Here is a 17,610-nt window from a genome sequence, read left to right as displayed (position 1 = left end):
ACTTTTGTCTTCTTTATGTTTTATTCGCAAGCTGATTGAAAAGGAAACCTGTTATGCCTGATTTTGCCCAATTCACGCTATTTATCATAGCTGCAACGGTTTTAGCTGTTACTCCTGGTCCTGGTATCTTTTATGTTATGACTCGGAGTCTTAAAGGTGGTCAAACGGAAGGAATTTATTCTAGTTTGGGAACAGCTTTTGGTGGCATGTTTCATGTTTTAGCTGCGGCTCTGGGCTTATCCGTTATTTTAGCTGCTTCAGCACTGGCATTTAATATTGTCAAATATTTAGGTGCCGCATATTTAGTTTATTTAGGACTCAAAACATTATTGAGTTCAACAGCTTTACCTAATACTGAAAATCCTAAAAAGATGGGCCCAAAATATGCTTTTCGGCAAGGCATTATTGTTGAAGCCCTCAATCCTAAGACAGCACTGTTTTTCCTAGCCTTTATCCCACAATTTGTCAATCCAGATGGCATTGTTTTTCTTCAATTTTTCTTGCTTGGAACACTATCCGTTATACTTAATACAAGCGCTGATTTTATCGTTGTGATGCTTGCCGGCCCTATTGGCCAACATCTACAGGAAAAGCCTAGGTTACAAATGGGCCAGCGTTGTTTCACTGGTACGGGTTTAATTGCTCTAGGTGCCTATGTAGCTCTTACAGATAGATAGAGCTGGGTTTGTACAATAAGTGCAACGGACTAAAAAGTGAGTGAGTTGGAGGATGGTTTGCTTCTTTCCTGCTATTGTCTTTTGATAAATAGAATCAGTGGAGCTTGCTCACTAGCCCCAGTCTCCCTCCTCAGGGCATGGTTTCAGCGTTTAATTCATTCTCTCACCTTAAATTCCCATCCATCCTGTACCCCGCTTGTAACTGCGCCTCAAAATAGCGATACTGTAGATGTTGAGGTAAGTGTTAAAAATTGACATCTATTCCAGGGGGGCATCTATGACAAGCCAGCGTTGTCCGGTCTGCGGCTATCTGCATTCGGGGCCCATTGATTTTCATCTCTGTCCAGTCTGTAATTCACCTGCCACTATCTTTATTCACGACAGTGGCGCGGAAAATTTTGGCAGATGGGATCTAAACACCAGGCTGATGATCAGATCCATGGCAGAAACGGGCACCTATTATCTGGAGGGAAAGGGCACGACCAGAAAATTTCTGGGGATGGACGACCTGATCTTTCTCCCTGCTCAGTTAGAGACCCTGCCCCTGGGTGATGAGGTGGAGGTGGACTCGACACTTGTCCTCGGCAAGGTAGCCGGGCAGCCTGTTCTCCTCCAGACCCCGATTTTAAATGCAGCAATGTCCTATGGTGCCCTCAGTAAAGAGGCCAAGATGGCGCTTGCCCTTGGTTCATCTCTGGCCGGTACCATTGCCAATAGCGGTGAGGGCGGCATGCTGGATGAGGAGAGAGCGTTGGCAGACCGTATTACTCTGCAGTATGCCACCGGTCGCTTCGGTGTCAGCGAGGAGAGGTTGCAGCTCGCAGATATGATCGAAATTAAGATCTCTCAGGGAGCAAAACCCGGCATGGGCGGTAAATTGCCGGGGGCAAAGGTCACAGCAGAAATTGCCGCCGTTCGTCAGATAGCGCCGGGCAAGATGGCTCAGTCGCCGGCTGTACATGAGGATATCAGAGACGTAAAAGACCTCTCTGCCAAGATCCTGGAGCTACGTAGCCTGATAGGTGGAAAACCGATCTCTCTGAAGTTTGTCGGTGGCCATCTGCAGAATGATCTTGCCGCTATCTTCAGCCAGGAAAATATTCCCGATGTGTTGGTTATTGATGGGAGTGAGGGGGGCACAGGTGCTGCCCCGGTCACGGTCAAGGATCATGTCGGCATGCCACTTATTTACTCCCTGCCCCGCATAGCTGAGTTTTTGGATCGGAATGGTCTACGCGATCGGGTCACCCTGATTGCAGCCGGCGGCATTCGTCATCCGGGAGATATAGCCAAGGCGATTGCCCTTGGTGCCGATGGGGTTTATATGGGTGGGGCCCTGAAGATAGCGATTGGCTGTACCTACCTGCGCCAGTGTCATCTGGACAACTGCCCCTACGGTATAGCAACTCAGGATGGCAGTCTGCGGAAACGGCTTGATGTGCAGGCTGCGGGGCAGCGGGTGGCCAATTTTATCGGCGCTGCCACCGAGGAGGTGAAGTCCATTGCCCGTATCTGTGGCAAATCATCAATCCATGCCCTCAATAGGGATGACCTTGGCTCGCTTGATCCTGAACTGTCAAGAATCACCGGTATACCCATGCTATAAGGAGACTCCATGCATCCTCTCATTGCATCTGTTCTGGCCCTGCTCTTTGTCCTTGTCGCTGGTATAACTCTTTTTCTCATGCTGGAGATAACCGGTAGGATAAGAGATAATGGTGGAAAATCCGGATTGATATCTGCCCATAGGATTCTCGGCTATCTGTTTATTGCCCTCTTTGCCCTTATTCTCTTCTTTATGATCGAGAAGGCGGCAGGTTTGCAGCAAGAGTTGAGTGCCCGAGCCGTCTTTCATATAGCCCTTGCTCTTGCTCTTATCCCCCTCTTATTAGTCAAGGTCTTGGTGGTGAGGCGACTTCCTCATTGCAGTGAAAAGCTGCCCCTGCTGGGGATTACTATTTTTACCTTCTCCTTTGTTCTTAGCGGAATTACAGCTGGGTATTATATTCTGCATCGCTCAGATTTTGTCTATACCACTCTCTCGGTTCAGGACAGTGATGTGCTGGATATTGAACTCGGCAAGGCGCTTATGACCGGCAAGTGTAATAAATGCCACAGCCTTGAACGGGTATATCGGGCCTATAAGAGCGAGGATGATTGGGTTGTGACTGTGAATAGGATGGCTCAACTGGACTCACCAAATATAACAGGCTTTGATTTGAAGCAGGTGCTTAACTATCTGCTTAAACAGCAGGAGGAGAGGCAGGGCAGGAGGCAGGTCGATCCGGAAAATGAGATGGGCAGGAGCCTAGTCTCCCGTAAATGCACTCTCTGCCATAATCTGGATAGGGTTTTCGAGGCAAAAAAAAGTGCAAAGGAGTGGACGGTCACCGTCGAGCGGATGATTGTCATTATGGATGAGCCCGACTTCCTTGATGAGGAGGAGCAAGCAGATATCATCAGCTTTTTAAGCGAAAGAGAAAATGTGGAGTAGGCTGAGGCTTTTAAGAGAGAGAATTGAGTGGATTGTCAGCAGGGCCTTGCAGGGCTTGCCCTTTTGATCGTTCCAGCCTGCCCTGCAGCCACAGGTTAGGGACTAACCTGTTAGGCCCCTTCTTTCCTAGGTCTGCATTCAGTCATCTCTTTTATCTTTTTTACAGACTTGCAGCGACCGTTTGCATAATATTCTCCACAGGTCCAAAGGGCATTGTTCCATATAATCTTTTCCCGCTTGTCACGGCGGTTTCCATTAAATACACACTTATGTGGTCTCTCATTCATCCTTGCTTCAGCTACCCTGTAGCTTAAATTTTTAATATAATAGGTATATATGAAGGCAATCCCGCTGTCACCTCCTATTGCTACTTACTTCACCGCTACATAATCCGTGGCCTTGCCTCTATCTCGCTTCCTCACCTTAAATTCCCATCCATCCTGTACCCCGCTTGTAACTGAGTCCTAAAATAGAGATACTGTAGAGACAACCTTTATTAATCTTCATTTTTCTTTAGAGGGGTCATGTATGACTAACTATCTCTGCCCGGTTTGTGGCTATCTACATGCGGGGGATATTGATTTTTGCTTTTGCCCAGTCTGTATGGCATCTGCCCGGATCTTTATTCACGATACTAACGCGGATAATTTTGGCAGATGGGATCTGAACAGCAGGCCGATAATCAGGTCCATGGCAGAAATGGGGTCCTACCACCAAGAGGGTAGGGTAACGGCAAGGACATTTTTGGGGATGGATGACCTGATCTTCCTACCTGCTCAGGTAAATAACTTTCCCCTAGGTCATGAGGTGGAGATTGACTCAAGAGTTGTTCTTGGCAAAAGGGCTAGGCAGCCTGTTTTCCTCCAGACTCCGATTTTGAATGCAGCCATGTCCTGTGGTCCCCTCAGTAAGGAGGCGAGCATGGCTCTTGCCCTTGGCTCATTTTTGGCGGGAACCATTGTGCATACAGGTGATGGGGGGATGGGGGATGAGGAGATGGCCCTGACAAACCGGGTCACCGTACAGTTTCCCACCGATCGGTTTGGGGTCAGTGAGGAGAGTCTGCGGGGGGCAGATATGGTTGAGATAAAAATTTCTCAGGGAGTAAAATTCGGCATTGGCGGTAAGGTCCGAAGGGGAAAGGTTATTGCAGAAATTGCTGCTGTGAGTCGACTTGGTCAGGGAAAGATGCCTCAGTCACCGGCAATGCGCCAGGATATTAAAAGCGCCAAAGATCTCTCGAAAAAAATTCTGGAGTTACGGCGCTTGCTGGATGGTAAACCGATCTCTTTAAAGCTTGCCGGTGGGCATTTGCAGAATGATCTTGAGGCTATTTTTAGTCAGGATTGTATCCCGGATGTGCTGGTTATTGATGGTGGCGAGGGCTGTCTCGATACTGTTTCAGTGACGGTGGGGGAGCATGTCGGTCTGCCCCTCATCTACTCTCTGCCTCGTGTCGGTGATTTTCTGGATCTAACAGGTCTGCGCGAGCGGGTCACTCTCATTGCCGCCGGTGGCATTCGCCATTCGGGTGATATTGCCAAGGCGATTGCCCTCGGGGCCGATGGTGTCTATATGAGTGGAGCTTTGAAGATAGCGCTTGGCCCTTCCTCTCTGTCGGTAGCTCAGGGCGGGCAGTCGCTATCAGAGGGCCTTGACATTCATGATGGGGGTATGCGGGTGGCTAATTTTATTAGTGCAGCCACCGAGGAGGTAAAGGCCATTGCCCGTCTCTGTGGTAAACGGTCAATTCATGATCTCAACAGGGACGACCTTGTTTCACTTGATTCCGAACTTTCGAGAATCACCGGCGTCTCTATGGCATAGTCGTCCTCTCTCACCTGTATCAGGCGGAAAAGCTTATGAAAAAATATCTGATTGTTGGCACTGTCATTGCTCTGGTCTCGGCCTATTATTTTTTCGGCCTTGATAGCTATCTCTCTTTGCAGGCTATTAAGACCAGGCAGGTTCAGCTGGAGAGTTGGCGGAACGCTGAGCCCATTCTGGCCGGGCTGAGTTTTTTTGGTCTCTATGCAGTGGTTGCCTCGCTCTCCCTGCCGGGAGCGGGGGTGCTAACGGTGGCGGCAGGAGCCATATTCGGTCTTATCTGGGGGGTGCTGATTGTCTCCTTTGCCTCAACTCTCGGTGCCAGCCTGGCCTTTCTTCTCTCTCGTTTTCTTCTTCGTGAAATCGTGCAAAGCCGTTTCCAGGATCGCCTTCATGCCGTAAACAGGGGGATGGAGGAGGAGGGTGCCTTCTATCTCTTCACCCTGCGCCTGGTCCCCATTTTTCCCTTTTTTGTCATTAACCTGCTCATGGGTCTCACCTCGATTCGGCTGCGGACATTTGCCTGGGTAAGTCAGCTTGGTATGTTGGTGGGGACTATTGTTTATGTTAATGCAGGCACCCAACTGGCTCAAGTAGAGAGCCTTGGGGGGATACTGTCGACGAGGCTGTTGTTCTCCTTTGCTCTTTTAGGCATCTTTCCATTGATCTGTAAAAGGGGCATAGCCTGGTTTAAGGGGCGGCGGCTCTATGCAAAATGGTTGAGACCTGCTCGCTTTGATCGTAATCTTATTGTCATTGGTGCCGGGGCTGCCGGCTTGGTAAGCGCCTATATTGCCACTACCCTTAAGGCAAAGGTGACTCTTGTTGAAGCGGCAGAGATGGGGGGAGACTGTCTCAACTATGGTTGTGTGCCAAGCAAGGCCTTGATAAAAAGTGCGAAAGTTGCCCATCATATTCGCAATGGAGATAAGTATGGACTTGATGCCGTTGAACTGAGCTTCTCTTTTCGCCGGGTGATGGCGAGGGTTCATCGGATTATTGCTACGATTGAGCCCCATGATAGCGTTGAACGCTATACGGATCTCGGGGTAGAGGTCCTCTGTGGTTACGCCAGGCTGTTGGATCCCTGGACCGTGGAGGTGAAACTCAAGAGTGGCGAAACCCGGCGACTGACATCACGTGCCGTTATTATTGCCACAGGGGCAGGGCCATTTATTCCACCCCTGCCTGGGCTTGATGCGGTTGATTATCTCACCAATGAGACCCTCTGGAATGCCTTTGCCAATTTGGATGAAGCACCGCGGCGTTTGCTGGTACTGGGGGGCGGGCCAATTGGTTGTGAGTTGTCTCAGGCCCTTGCCCGCTTGGGCTCTGAGGTTTGGCAGATACAGAGGGGGGCTCGGTTGTTGCCCCGCGAAGATGCAGATGCCGCAGCCATTGTTGAGGCATCTCTTGGGGCAGATGGTGTCCATGTTCTCACTGGGCATACAGCCCTGCGCTGCGAAAGGGCTGGTGAGGAAAAATACATTGTCGTTGAGCATGAGGGGCAGGAGCTACGCCTGGCATTTGATGCCCTTATCTGTGCAGTCGGTCGGGTTGCCAGGCTCAAGGGTTACGGTCTGGAGGAGCTTGGTATTCCTGTGAAGCGAACGGTGCTGACTAACGAATATTTACAGACCCTCTATCCTAATATTTTTGCCGCAGGTGATGTGGCCGGTCCCTACCAGTTTACCCATACCGCCGCCCATCAGGCCTGGTATGCGGTGGTCAATGCCCTCTTTGGTGGGATTAAGAAATTTAAGGTAGATTACTCTGTCATTCCTTGGACGACCTTCGTTGATCCTGAAGTTGCTCGGGTCGGTCTCAATGAACAGGAGGCGGCTGAGCGTGGTGTTGACGTGGAGGTTACTCGTTACGATCTGGATGATCTTGATCGGGCCATCACCGACGGGGTAAGAGAGGGCTTTATCAAGATACTCACCGTGCCCAATAAGGATCGTATCCTGGGGGTAACCATTGTCGGTGAGCATGCGGGCGATCTTCTGGCAGAATTTGTCCTGGCCATGAAACACGGTCTGGGACTCAATAAGATCCTGTCCACTATTCATACCTATCCGACCCTTGCCGAGGCTAATAAATATGCGGCAGGAGGATGGAAGCGAAAACATTTGCCTAGGAGATTGCTAGCCTGGGCAGAAAGGTACCACAGTTGGAGGAGGTTGTGATGCGCTCTCTTTTGTTTGTCCTGTTTATCCTTGTTTGCCCCGTTGTTGAGGCCGTAGCCTTTGATCATGGCCCCTGGGATTCTCTCTTGCAGGAGCATGTTCGGGTCTATCAGGGTGGACAGGAAACCAAAGTGGATTATGCGGCTATGGCCAGGGAGAGGCCCCTACTCTCTGCCTATCTCGATCAGCTGTCACAGGTCAGCCGTGGCCAGTTTGATAGCTGGACAAAGGCTGGACAACTTGCCTTTCTCATTAACGCCTATAACGCCTGGACGGTTGAGTTGATTCTTAGCAGGTATTCCAATCTGCAATCAATCAAAGAGCTGGGCTCATTTTTTCAATCGCCGTGGAAAAAGAAGTTCTTTTCCCTGTTGGGACAAAAACGCTCCCTGGATGATCTTGAGCACGGTCTCATCCGCGGTTCCGGGCGATACGGGGATCCCAGGATACATTTTGCCCTAAACTGCGCTAGCATTGGTTGCCCAGCCCTGAAAGATCATGCATATCAGAAGGATAGACTGGAGGGGCAGTTGCAGGAGGCAACCACCATGTTTCTTGCGGACAGGAGGAGAAACAGGCTCAGTGGGGGAAAGCTACAGGTTTCCAGTATCTTTAAGTGGTATGGTCAGGATTTTGGGGCTGGCTGGCGTGGGGCAAGAACTCTGTCCCAGTTTTTAGCCCTTTACAGCAAATCTCTGGGGCTCAGTGAGGCCGAGCGCCATGAGCTGCTGGCCGATAGGATTGAGATAGACTTTTTAGACTATGATTGGAAGCTGAATGGGGTTGATTCAGATTCTTCCGAAGATTAAATTCCAAGTCTTGCTCTCCCTTGTGCTGTTCTCTAAGCCCCCTCCCGAATAGGAGGGGGCCTCTAGCTGTAGGGAGGTGAGGCCGGTAGGACTATGGTAGCTCCACGGCCCATGTCTCAAGCGGTGGCACACTCTTCACCGTACCCTGCTTTTGCAAAAACGCTGCAACCCGGCGATAGCGTTCCTGATCCAGGGCCCCGGGGCGCAGGGCGAAACGTGGCAGGGTATCTCTCCAAGCGCGTCGGTTTAACTCGTCATCGAGGGTTTTTCGTTCTCCCTTGATAAAGAGCTTCCAACTCTCATCAGGATGGTTGATCAGATACTGCACTCCCTCTTCAAGGGCATCGACAAAGCTGCGAAGTTTTGCCTCGCCGATCTTATCCCTATTGGCTATTAAGATTAACTCATCATAGGCCGGTACCCCATGTTCTTCTACATAGAATGCCCTGCCGGGACGTTTTTCGATATCCATCTGGTTGAGCTCAAAGTTTCTGAAGGCTCCAATTACAGCATCGACCTGTCCGGTAAAGAGGGCTGGGGAGAGGGAGAAATTTACATTGACGAGCGTAACGTCGGAGAGGCTGAGTCCTGACTTCTTAAGCATTACATCCAGGAGCATGGTTTCAAAGCCACCAACGGAGTAACCAATGGTTTTCCCCTTAAGGTCAGCAATAGTCTTAATCGGGCTATCGGCAAGTACCACCAGTGAGTTAAGAGGGGTGGCAATCAGGGTGGCAATCCTCACTAGGGGCAGTCCCTGATCAATTTGCATCTGATGCTGATTTTGGTAGGAGACTGCGATATCGGCTTTGCCAGCGGCAACTAACTTGGGTGGGTCATTGGGGTTGGAGGGGGCGATTATCTCCACATCCAGGCCATGGTCGGCAAAATAGCCCTTTTCCAGAGCTATAAATATGGGGGCGTGATCGGGATTAACAAACCAATCGAGGAGGAGTGTTACCTTCTCCCGGGCCATAGCCGATGTGCTCGTTCCACATATGGCTATTACTAAAGCGGCCATTATTAACATACGTACTTTTTTCATTTTTAACATCCTTGATAAGGTTCCCAGTAAATAAGCCTCTCCATTGCAAAATCAACTAAGAAATAGAGAAGTAATGAAACAACAGATAAAATTGTTAGGGCAGCAAACATGACATCGATTTGCATGCGGGCGTTGGCGTGGATCATATAAAATCCGAGTCCGGAACTTGAACCAACCCATTCTCCAATTACTGCCCCGATTGGGGCTACAGCAGCAGCAAGTCGAAGACCCGAGGCGAATGCCGGCATTGCCGCTGGAATGACGATATAGCGCATTATCCGCATGGGGCTTCCATTCATGATTCTTGCCAGTTCCAGAAGTTGTGGCTCTGTCCGCTGCATTCCGTAGTAAAATGACGAAGTTACAGGGAAAAAGATAATGAGTACCGCCATGGCAATTTTAGAGGCCATGCCATAGCCAAACCAAAGAACGAGAATTGGGGCCAGGGCAAAAACAGGAATGGCTTGACTGATCACCAGCACTGGCAAGAGCCAACGCTTGAGCAGTGGGGAGAAGGTCATGGTCAGGGCAGCGCTTATCCCGAGGGCGGTACCCAGTAAAATGCCGAAGATTATTTCCGTTAAGGTGGTTTGCAGATGTCCCATCAGGGTGGACCAATGGTCGATGATGGCATGGAATACGGGTAGTGGCCCGGGCAGGATATAGTGGGGAGCATCGGTGATAATAACCACCAGTTGCCAGAGCAGTAAGAGGCCGGTGCCAAGCACTATGAGTCTGAATGTCTTCATCGCTGATCCATCAGTTGACTGAGCAAGGTGCTGAGATGGGCCTGAATTTCCGGATCGTCAACATTTCGAGGTGGTATTCCTGTCAGAGAGAAAAGGCTCTGGACCCGGCATGGCCTTTTGGAGAGGACCAGAATTCTATCACCCATCCGCAGTGCCTCCATGGGGTCATGGGTTACCAGGAGAACTGTTGCCCGCCTGGTGAGCTTGGTCGCCAGATTCTGCAGCTTCATTCTGGCCAGGGCGTCGAGCGCTGAAAAGGGCTCGTCCATGAGTAGTATGGGGCGTTCCTCCATGAGGGTGCGCAGGAGTGCGCCTCGTTGTCTCATGCCGCCGGAAAGAGTTGCCGGTAAGGCGTTCTCGTATCCGGCCAGACCAGCCTCCTCCATAAGTTCACCTGCTCTGGCCCGAAGGGAGGCAGATTCTTCATTGCGTAGTTTTGCCCCGAGGATAATGTTCTCCAAGAGGGAGAGCCAGGGGAGGAGTAGATCGTTTTGGCTCATCCAGGCAATTTTGTCATTTTTTGCCTTTTTGGATTCAATTTGGATGCTCCCCTCATAGGGAAGAGATGTTGCCCCCGAGATCATATGGAGCAGGGTTGATTTTCCACAACCACTGGGGCCTAAGATGCAGGTACACAGCCCGCCTTCAATGGTCATGGACAGCTTGTCAAACAGAGGCCTGTCCCCCATGTTCAGCGAGACCTTGTCGAAAATAATTGATGGGGCCTCTTCAGGCCCTGTCGTCTTTGTCAGGTGCTGGTCTTGCATTCTTTTCTCTTTCTGATGAGTCTCAGGATCTTGTTGCTGAGCTTTCCTTAATTCGGCAGCCCTTCTCCAGCTGTTCCGGGCTCATGTTGTAGAGAGCATCCAGCAGGTGGATCATAAAGGAGCCGGGCCCAGTTGCTGCCTTGCCAGCCATTTCTCCCGCCAGGCCAAAAAATGCCAGGGCAGTTGTTGCTGCCCTCAGATAATCTCTGTCCACTGCGGCAAAGGCACCGACTACGGCGGTGGCAGAGCAACCGGTTCCTGTGACATAGGGCATGAGTGGATGGCCATTATCAACATTGAATACTCGTCTGCCATCGGTAACCAGGTCGGTGGGTCCTGTGATTGCCAGGATAGTATCCAGCTCTCGGGCCAGAAGAGAGGCGGTTTGGGCTGCATCACTGACGGACTGGCTTGTGTCAACTCCTCGGGTGTTGCTTTGCTCACTGCCGAGGGAGAGAATTTCCGAGGCATTGCCTCGGATAACACTGACCTTTGCCTCGGCGATGATGCGCTTAGCCGAGGCGGTTCTAAAGGCTGTTGCCCCCGAGCCAACAGGGTCGAGTATGATTGGTGTTTTTAATGTATTTGCCCTTTGGCTGGCCATAAGCATGGAGCTCACCCAACTTTCGCTCAGGGTACCAATGTTGAGAACCAGAGATCCGGCAAATGCGACCATCTCCTCCACCTCATTCTGGGCATGGGCCATAACTGGAGAGGCACCCGTTGCCAGCAGGACATTTGCCGTGTAGTTCATGACCACAAAATTTGTGATGTTATGAATAAGTGGTTTATTTTCGCGGATTTGCTGCAGATTTTCTGCAGCCGTAAGGGAAATATTCGACATAACATTACTCAGCGGATAAATGTTAAAGCTTTCGCTAGAATAACAGGGGGAGGGCGAGCAGATAGAGCGAAGAAATGAAAATGAGGACATTTCTGCAATTCCCTACCCTGGTTTTAGCCAGGTCAGGTTCAATGGGTATCTTCTCAGGCCCTAAAGCCACCCCTGCAAAAAAAATAATACACCTCAACCTATAGGAGACCGTAAAACCAAAGTCAAGAATTATTGTTCTCAGTGCCACGGCCCTGAAAAGTTGAATGCCATGCCTCTCCTGTTAAATACAGGTAAAATGTCGAGGTGCTTGTCTTCTGTCTATTTGTTATGATATTAAATCTGTTATGTGGTTAGGTGTCTGCTTTTTACATTGAAAGGAAAATTTTAGAGATGTATTGAGGATGACGCCCTTGCTGTTCACGAATAGTTTTCTCTGGTCTTAGGTGGAAAGTCGTGAGGTGATTGGGCGGAAGGTAGATGGGGAACCTGTAAAACAGATAATTCAGATGGAGGTGTACTATGCTGGCAAGTTTTACAATTCTACCCTTTGGGGTAGGTGAGGAGCTGAAGGAGCATGTTGCAGCGGTGGTGGCGTTGGTCGCTGATTCTGGTATGGACTATAGGCTTGGCGCCATGCAGACGACTATTGAGGGGGAGCAGGCTGAGGTCATGGCTTTGATCATGCGTTGTCATGAGTTGATGATGGAACGGGCACCTCGGGTGCTCACCTCCATCACTATGGATGATCGTCGAGGGGCAACTGGCCGTCTGCGGGGTAAGGTCAGCGATGTGGAAGATGTTTTGCTAAGGGGGCTTGAGCATGAGTAATCTGGTGGGTAAACCAAGTCCCTCTCGTCTGCAAGCCCTGGTTCAGGGGGCATTGGGCAAACCATGTAAAAGTTTGTTAGTGGGGCCGGGACCTGGCCTGGATGCAGCAATTTTGCAGACCGCCGATGGACGGGTCATGGCTATTGCCGAGGACCCTATTTTTCCCGCTCCTGGCTTGCCTTTGGATATTATGGGTTGGTTTACCGTCCATATCGGGGCCAGTGATATAGCGGTAACAGGGGTTAAACCAGAATTCATGACCTATACCCTGCTCCTGCCTCTTGGTTGTCCCGAGGAGGATGCTCGGACGATTATTAGCTCTATCTCCCGTGCCGCTGAAGATTTGGGGATCTCCATTGTCGGGGGACATACCGGCTGGTACGGTGCTGTGACGGTGCCGACCGTGGGTGGGGTTACCGTTTGGGGTACGGCGGATCAGGATGCATGGATTTCGCCCGGCGGTGCCAAGGATGGTGATCTTATTTTAATGACTAAGGGGCCGTGCATTGAGGCGGCTGCCCTGCTTTCCATTGTTCATCATGAGCGACTTCAGGGAAATATTTCCGAGGAGATGCTCGCTACTCTTCGTGCCCGAGTGGATCAGATCACCGTTGTTGAGGATGCTTTGCATGCCTTTAAGGTGGGTGGAGTTCATGCCATGCATGATGCCACCGAAGGAGGGGTGCAGGGAGGGCTGTGGGAGATGTCCACATCTTCTGGTCTTCCGGTTATGGTTGATTTTGATGGGGTGGAGATACCGGCAGATATTGTGGCCCTTGCCCGGGAACTGGATTTTGATCCTTGGCAGGCTATTAGTGAGGGGACATTGCTCGCGGCAGTTGAACCCGAACAGGTGCAGGAGGTGCAGAGAGTCTGGGCTGATCTCGGTATCGATAGTTACATCTTGGGCAAATTTGACTCTAGCCTTAAGGAGAATACTGTTCTTAAAAATGGCCAGAGCCAACCTCTGTTGGAACCGGATTCTGATCCTTTTTGGGACCTGTTTTTTGCTGGTTTGCAGTAGCCCTGCCTTGAAGGGAAAACTTGGTATTCAGTCTGATAGGGTGGCACCTTGCCCAGATTGGTTAAACTCAGCAGGCTGGGGAGTGGTGGCTCAATGTTTTTTCTAGTCGAACGTTTATACGATATACTGATGGCCTCCACAGAAAAATCCTGTTTGCGTGAGTGGCGACGTGATCTTTTGCAGGAGGTGCATGGCGATGTGCTTGAGATAGGAGCTGGAACCGGGGCAAATATAGAGTTTTATCCAGAATCGGTTACTCATTTAGTCCTCTCAGAGCCTGAAAAAATCATGCGTGATCAGTTGAGGATTAAGGCTGGGAGGAGTGTGCTCAGGGATATCACCTTCTCCTCCGCTTCAGCTGAGAAGGTTGAAGGAGATGATGGTTCCTTTGATTTTGTGGTGACAACACTGGTCTGTTGTTCTGTGGTAGATCTTGAGACTGTACTAGAGCAGATCCATCGGGTCTTAAGGCCAGGTGGAAGCCTGGTTTTTCTGGAGCATGTAGCTGCTGAGAGAGGCTCGGCTAGAAGGAGATGGCAGGACAGGATGACTCCTCTTTGGCGAAGGTTGGCGGGGAACTGTCATTTTAACAGAGAGATAGAAAATGCTCTCTGTCTGGCAGGGTTTAAGATCTCTCAAATTAAGCGAGAGAGCATGCGCACCTCAATGCCTTTGGTTAGGCCTACTATCCGCGGTATTGCTGTGAAAATCTGTTCTTGATAGATATAACTGTCATCTGCCCGACTAGAAGGTAAGTCGGGCAGATGTTTTTTGCTTAGACCTTGAAACGCTCAACCAGGGCGTTTAGCTCGCCGGAGAGTTGGTTTAACTCATTGGCGCTGGTTGTTACCGTGGTACTCAGGTTCGCTATATCAGTTGTTGCCGCACTTACCTCTTCAACGTCATTGGTTACCTGGTCTGCCAGTCCTGCAGTTTCGGTTACGTTGGTGTTTACCTCCTGCACTCCCTGAGATGCTTGACCTATGTTGTCGGCGATCTCCTGTGAGGCAATGGACTGTTCCTCGACGGCGGTGGCGATGGTTGAGATAGTGTCATTGACATCTTCGATGGCCTTGGATACGCCGTTGATCTCCTCAATGGATTCGTTGGTAGCTGTTTGGATTCCCTCGATGCGTTTTTGTATCTCCTTGGTTGCATTGGCGGTCTGCTGGGAGAGTACCTTGATTTCACCAGCTACTACGGCAAAGCCCTTACCTGCCTCTCCGGCTCTGGCTGCCTCAATGGTGGCGTTGAGCGCCAGGAGGTTGGTTTGTTCGGAAATCTCCGTGATTGTTTCGGTAACCTTGTCGATATCCCGAGCGGCGCCTCCGAGCAGATCCATTTTATCCGAGGCCTTTTGCGATCTAGAGACGGCATTGCCGGAAATTGCCCGAGCTGATTCTGAGTGTTTGGCGATTTCGTTGATGGTTGCCGTCATCTCTTCTGTGGCGGAGGCCACAAGGCCAATATTGGTGGATGTCTGCTCCATGGCGGCTGCGACGGTGGAAATATTGCCGTTCATGTCTCTGATGGCAGTCGATACATGGACGGTTTTTGCCGATGTCGTATTGGCGTCGCCTGTCATCTCTTTTGAGGTAGCTTGCAGTGCTTGCGCTGAGGCACCCAGAATTGCCGACTTGCCGGAAACCTCTGTCATAATTCTCTGCAGTTCGGCTATAAAGGTGTTGAACCAACTGCAGAGTTCGCCAATTTCATCCTTTGTGGATGCATCGAGTCGTTTTGTCAGGTCTCCCTCTCCGCCGGCGATATCTTTAAGGCCGTTGACAACCATCTCGATGGGGCGGACGATGACAAATGTCGAAATGGCGTAGACCAGGGCCAGGAGGATGGTGAGGGAGAGGATGCCGATGATGATGCTTACCCGCAGAAGTTGCTGGGCATTGGCAAGTACCGTGTCCATGGGAATGGTAACGGCCAGACTCCATGGAGAGTCACTGCTACCGATTTTAAATGGGGCGAAGACGGACAGGGCTTCACCTTGGAAACGATTACTTTCTCCCTCCCAGACGAAGTCTCTGCCCTGACGGATGGCCGGCAGTACTGCCTGGTCGATGTCGAGATCGGTGACCTTTCTCTGCACAGCCTTACTGTCTGGGTGAGCAAGAACGGTACCGTCTGTATAGAGCAGGTAGCCGAAACCGGTGTTAAATGGTCTGATCTCGGAGACGATCTCCTGCATCCGTTCCATGCCGAGGTCAATGCCAACTACGCCCACTGGTGTGCCATTTTTCATTATGGGAACACAGATGGAGATCATGGTCACGTCCTGGCCGTTTATATTGTAGACGGTGGGGGGGGTAATATAGGGCCTGCCGCTACGATAGGGAATCCAGTACCAGGCGCCTTTGGCACTGCTCTCAGGGCGGTATTTGATAAGGGTTGTTTTGATGGGGCCGCTATAGCGGTGAATATTGGGGCGGAACTGTCCCTTTTCGCCGGTGCCTGGCTGGGAGGGGTCGGCTTCGCTGTCCGGCCCATCGTAACTATTGGGTTGGAGGATTGTCCAAACACCATAAAACTCTTGGTGTTGGCTGATAACGCTGGTGAGCATTGCAACTACGGAGGCGCGCTTGGCTGTGTTGCCGCTACTCATTGCCCCCCCTATCATTTCTGACATGGTGGTCGTTGCGTCCCATGCCTTTGATATTTCGTTCTGTACCTCGCCTCCATAGCGATGGGCAGTTTCGGTGGCCAGGTTTAAGGCCCTCTCTTTCGCATGTTCTGAGGCTAAGTTGGTTATGCTGGCAATGGTTATGACAAATGCTATTAAAACAGTACCGCAGATGGGTACGAGCATCTTGACCTTTAATTTGGCCTTTTTAAACATCTTCGCCCTCTAATTATATTAAGTTTTACCGGAGTGTTGCTTGCTGTCTGGTCGACATATAACATTGAGATGGGGTTTAGTGTCAATGGTAAAGTCTGTCTCCTCTCCTGCTTGTGGAATTCTTTTTGTGGCTGAGGGGAGAGGCGCTATGGGCGGGGGAGCAGGTGTCCCAGGTTACCCTGGCTGTTGGTAATAGGCCTGTGTACGGTGAGTTTTTTGCCTACGCCTATGCCGGAATTATAGCTAGCCGTATAGATTTTTGTGGCCTTTGTTCGGCATAGTTTTGTCTGTGGATACCTCTGGATAAAGAACTTCTGTAATTCTTGGTCCTGGGCAAGTATCAGTGCACTTGTTGTAAGTCCTGTCTCAGCGAGGAAGGGATGGCTTTTCTCTCCAGCATCCATTTTTTCTTTAAAACCTCTGATGACGCCAAGATAGTAAGAGCGTCTTTCCCTTGCCTGCACAGCGCTCTCCTTTTGAAAATTATTCCACAGCAGAGGCAGGCGGGCGCAGAGAAAGTGGAAAACATGTGCGGCTATAGAGATATTTTCTCTGTTGCCGATGAGTTCTACTGCTTTGAAGGTGGAATCTGTCTTGGCATCGTACTGGGAAATTATAATGGTGTTTACGAAGAAGTGTTCCTTGATAATTACGGTTATGCTTTTGATCCAGGCAGGAACCTGTTTATTGCCGACTTTGATCTGAATATAGTCATATTTTTGTGGTGTCTTATCGGCAATAAGTTGGAGATTGTAGCGGGCAATAAGTCTGTTTGCCTTGGCCATGGCAGCGCTTGCCTCGTGCTCTTCGGCAGATTCTGCCAGGGCCAGAAGTTTTTCGACCTTGGCCAGCTGGGCATGGGCCTTTTCTTCTGCAGGTCGTGGAGTGACTGGTGGGCAGGCGGTGCTTGCGCCCCGGTAATCCGGATGTACTCCCAGGATGGAACAGGCCCGTTGGTATTCGTTTCCATGGGGCATGACTTGAGTACATTTTAAGACTTCAGATACATATTGATGGGCCATCTCATGGCGTAAGATTTCAATAACTACATCCCAGCTATAGTCTTCAATGAGTGTCTTTGAGATACCCATCGTCTTTGTTGCGCTGGCCCAATTACCCAGTTTTTTGTCGCTGGACAGTATCTCCATGCAGGGTGTTTCGAGCGACAGGGCTCTCTCTCTTATTATTGTCTCAAAATTTTCAATGAGTTGAATACACCAGGTTCTCTCTCTGTTGTTCTTCATAATGATTTTCTGCTATATGCCTATAGTTATTTTTTGCTCAGCTTAAGCCCATTACCATGGGCTAGCCTACATTTTTCTCTGTTTGCCGTCCAGCCTTTATGAAAGTGGGATATTTCACTCTCTGCCCTTTGCCAGCTCTCTTGTTGAGGAGGCTGGCCTCTGTAGGGCTCTTTGGTAAACGATGTCCATCACGGGCTCCTGCGACTTTAAGGCTCCTTTTTACGAATCAGTTAATTCTTAAAATGAGACATGTTGCATTTCGTAGCGTTTCTCTTCG

At 50.3% G+C, this 17,610-nt stretch carries 15 protein-coding genes and 1 riboswitch; of the genes, 9 read left to right on the top strand and 6 right to left on the bottom strand.

The genetic code is table 11. The annotated features are described in order from the left end of the window. Positions 1 to 53 precede the first annotated feature (53 nt). The 6 genes from DP_RS02535 (at position 54) to DP_RS02510 (ending at position 7,993) form a co-directional block, all read left to right on the top strand. Positions 54 to 677, top strand: a complete 624-nt coding sequence (locus DP_RS02535; protein ID WP_041277539.1) for a LysE family translocator — start codon at positions 54 to 56, stop codon at positions 675 to 677. A gap of 277 nt (positions 678 to 954) precedes the next feature. Then, the gene (locus DP_RS02530; protein ID WP_049784987.1) at positions 955 to 2,283 is read left to right on the top strand and encodes a glutamate synthase-related protein; all 1,329 of its coding nucleotides are present in this window, start codon (positions 955 to 957) and stop codon (positions 2,281 to 2,283) included. Between the two features lie 9 nt (positions 2,284 to 2,292). Next, on the top strand, positions 2,293 to 3,171 hold the full coding sequence (locus tag DP_RS02525) for a c-type cytochrome (RefSeq protein ID WP_011187752.1): 879 nt from the start codon (positions 2,293 to 2,295) through the stop codon (positions 3,169 to 3,171). Positions 3,172 to 3,699: 528 nt separating this feature from the next. Next, positions 3,700 to 4,998 carry a glutamate synthase-related protein gene (locus tag DP_RS02520; RefSeq protein WP_011187750.1) on the top strand — a complete coding sequence of 433 codons (1,299 nt, stop codon included), beginning with the start codon at positions 3,700 to 3,702 and terminating at the stop codon, positions 4,996 to 4,998. A 35-nt stretch (positions 4,999 to 5,033) separates the two neighbouring features. Beyond that, positions 5,034 to 7,184, top strand: a complete 2,151-nt coding sequence (locus tag DP_RS02515; protein ID WP_011187749.1) for an FAD-dependent oxidoreductase — start codon at positions 5,034 to 5,036, stop codon at positions 7,182 to 7,184. After that, positions 7,184 to 7,993: a DUF547 domain-containing protein gene (locus DP_RS02510; protein WP_041277538.1), complete on the top strand. Its 810-nt coding sequence runs from the start codon at positions 7,184 to 7,186 to the stop codon at positions 7,991 to 7,993. The genes DP_RS02515 and DP_RS02510 overlap by 1 nt, the downstream gene beginning before the upstream one ends. A 91-nt stretch (positions 7,994 to 8,084) precedes the next feature. Here the strand turns inward: DP_RS02510 and DP_RS02505 are convergent, their stop codons facing one another. Genes DP_RS02505 through thiM form a run of 4 tightly spaced genes read right to left on the bottom strand, consistent with a single transcriptional unit; the run spans position 8,085 to position 11,398 of the window. Then, complete coding sequence (locus DP_RS02505; RefSeq protein WP_041278246.1) at positions 8,085 to 9,038, bottom strand: ABC transporter substrate-binding protein; 954 nt, start codon at positions 9,036 to 9,038, stop codon at positions 8,085 to 8,087. Between the two features lie 2 nt (positions 9,039 to 9,040). Next, a complete protein-coding gene (locus DP_RS02500) occupies positions 9,041 to 9,787 on the bottom strand; it encodes an ABC transporter permease (protein ID WP_011187746.1) in 747 nt (248 codons plus the stop codon). After that, entirely contained in the window at positions 9,784 to 10,554 is a 771-nt protein-coding gene (locus DP_RS02495; protein WP_011187745.1) for an ABC transporter ATP-binding protein, read from the bottom strand. Before DP_RS02495 ends, DP_RS02500 begins: the two co-directional genes overlap by 4 nt. 22 nt (positions 10,555 to 10,576) lie before the next feature. Beyond that, positions 10,577 to 11,398: a hydroxyethylthiazole kinase gene (gene thiM, locus DP_RS02490; RefSeq protein WP_041277537.1), complete on the bottom strand. Its 822-nt coding sequence runs from the start codon at positions 11,396 to 11,398 to the stop codon at positions 10,577 to 10,579. A gap of 79 nt (positions 11,399 to 11,477) precedes the next feature. Further along, a riboswitch (TPP riboswitch) is annotated at positions 11,478 to 11,572 on the bottom strand. Positions 11,573 to 11,908: 336 nt separating this feature from the next. On the opposite strand from thiM, the gene DP_RS02480 reads away from it, so the two are divergent. From DP_RS02480 to DP_RS02470, 3 genes are all read left to right on the top strand, one after another. Then, positions 11,909 to 12,217, top strand: a complete 309-nt coding sequence (locus tag DP_RS02480; protein ID WP_011187743.1) for an MTH1187 family thiamine-binding protein — start codon at positions 11,909 to 11,911, stop codon at positions 12,215 to 12,217. Beyond that, positions 12,210 to 13,241: an AIR synthase family protein gene (locus DP_RS02475; RefSeq protein ID WP_041277535.1), complete on the top strand. Its 1,032-nt coding sequence runs from the start codon at positions 12,210 to 12,212 to the stop codon at positions 13,239 to 13,241. Before DP_RS02480 ends, DP_RS02475 begins: the two co-directional genes overlap by 8 nt. Before the next feature lie 93 nt (positions 13,242 to 13,334). Further along, complete coding sequence (locus DP_RS02470) at positions 13,335 to 13,961, top strand: class I SAM-dependent methyltransferase (protein WP_041277534.1); 627 nt, start codon at positions 13,335 to 13,337, stop codon at positions 13,959 to 13,961. Between the two features lie 55 nt (positions 13,962 to 14,016). On the opposite strand, the gene DP_RS16535 is transcribed toward DP_RS02470, so the two are convergent. Next, on the bottom strand, positions 14,017 to 16,089 hold the full coding sequence (locus DP_RS16535; protein ID WP_011187740.1) for a methyl-accepting chemotaxis protein: 2,073 nt from the start codon (positions 16,087 to 16,089) through the stop codon (positions 14,017 to 14,019). Positions 16,090 to 16,235: 146 nt separating this feature from the next. After that, positions 16,236 to 17,333 carry a DUF2786 domain-containing protein gene (locus DP_RS02460; RefSeq protein WP_011187739.1) on the bottom strand — a complete coding sequence of 366 codons (1,098 nt, stop codon included), beginning with the start codon at positions 17,331 to 17,333 and terminating at the stop codon, positions 16,236 to 16,238. Positions 17,334 to 17,610: the final 277 nt, after the last annotated feature.

Origin of the sequence: Desulfotalea psychrophila LSv54 (assembly GCF_000025945.1) — a bacterium.
Classification (GTDB): domain Bacteria; phylum Desulfobacterota; class Desulfobulbia; order Desulfobulbales; family Desulfocapsaceae; genus Desulfotalea; species Desulfotalea psychrophila.
Note: the sequence above shows the minus strand (reverse complement) of the source record. Positions and strands in the feature narration are given on the sequence as shown.

Bases quoted from the DNA above. Each gene is read 5' to 3' on its own strand.
- DP_RS02535 (WP_041277539.1), top strand. From the start codon at position 54: ATGCCTGATTTTGCCCAATTCACGCTATTTATCATAGCTGCAACGGTT.
- DP_RS02530 (WP_049784987.1), top strand. From the start codon at position 955: ATGACAAGCCAGCGTTGTCCGGTCTGCGGCTATCTGCATTCGGGGCCC.
- DP_RS02525 (WP_011187752.1), top strand. From the start codon at position 2,293: ATGCATCCTCTCATTGCATCTGTTCTGGCCCTGCTCTTTGTCCTTGTC.
- DP_RS02520 (WP_011187750.1), top strand. From the start codon at position 3,700: ATGACTAACTATCTCTGCCCGGTTTGTGGCTATCTACATGCGGGGGAT.
- DP_RS02515 (WP_011187749.1), top strand. From the start codon at position 5,034: ATGAAAAAATATCTGATTGTTGGCACTGTCATTGCTCTGGTCTCGGCC.
- DP_RS02510 (WP_041277538.1), top strand. From the start codon at position 7,184: ATGCGCTCTCTTTTGTTTGTCCTGTTTATCCTTGTTTGCCCCGTTGTT.
- DP_RS02505 (WP_041278246.1), bottom strand. From the start codon at position 9,038: ATGAAAAAAGTACGTATGTTAATAATGGCCGCTTTAGTAATAGCCATA.
- DP_RS02500 (WP_011187746.1), bottom strand. From the start codon at position 9,787: ATGAAGACATTCAGACTCATAGTGCTTGGCACCGGCCTCTTACTGCTC.
- DP_RS02495 (WP_011187745.1), bottom strand. From the start codon at position 10,554: ATGCAAGACCAGCACCTGACAAAGACGACAGGGCCTGAAGAGGCCCCA.
- thiM (WP_041277537.1), bottom strand. From the start codon at position 11,398: ATGTCGAATATTTCCCTTACGGCTGCAGAAAATCTGCAGCAAATCCGC.
- DP_RS02480 (WP_011187743.1), top strand. From the start codon at position 11,909: ATGCTGGCAAGTTTTACAATTCTACCCTTTGGGGTAGGTGAGGAGCTG.
- DP_RS02475 (WP_041277535.1), top strand. From the start codon at position 12,210: ATGAGTAATCTGGTGGGTAAACCAAGTCCCTCTCGTCTGCAAGCCCTG.
- DP_RS02470 (WP_041277534.1), top strand. From the start codon at position 13,335: ATGTTTTTTCTAGTCGAACGTTTATACGATATACTGATGGCCTCCACA.
- DP_RS16535 (WP_011187740.1), bottom strand. From the start codon at position 16,089: ATGTTTAAAAAGGCCAAATTAAAGGTCAAGATGCTCGTACCCATCTGC.
- DP_RS02460 (WP_011187739.1), bottom strand. From the start codon at position 17,333: ATGAAGAACAACAGAGAGAGAACCTGGTGTATTCAACTCATTGAAAAT.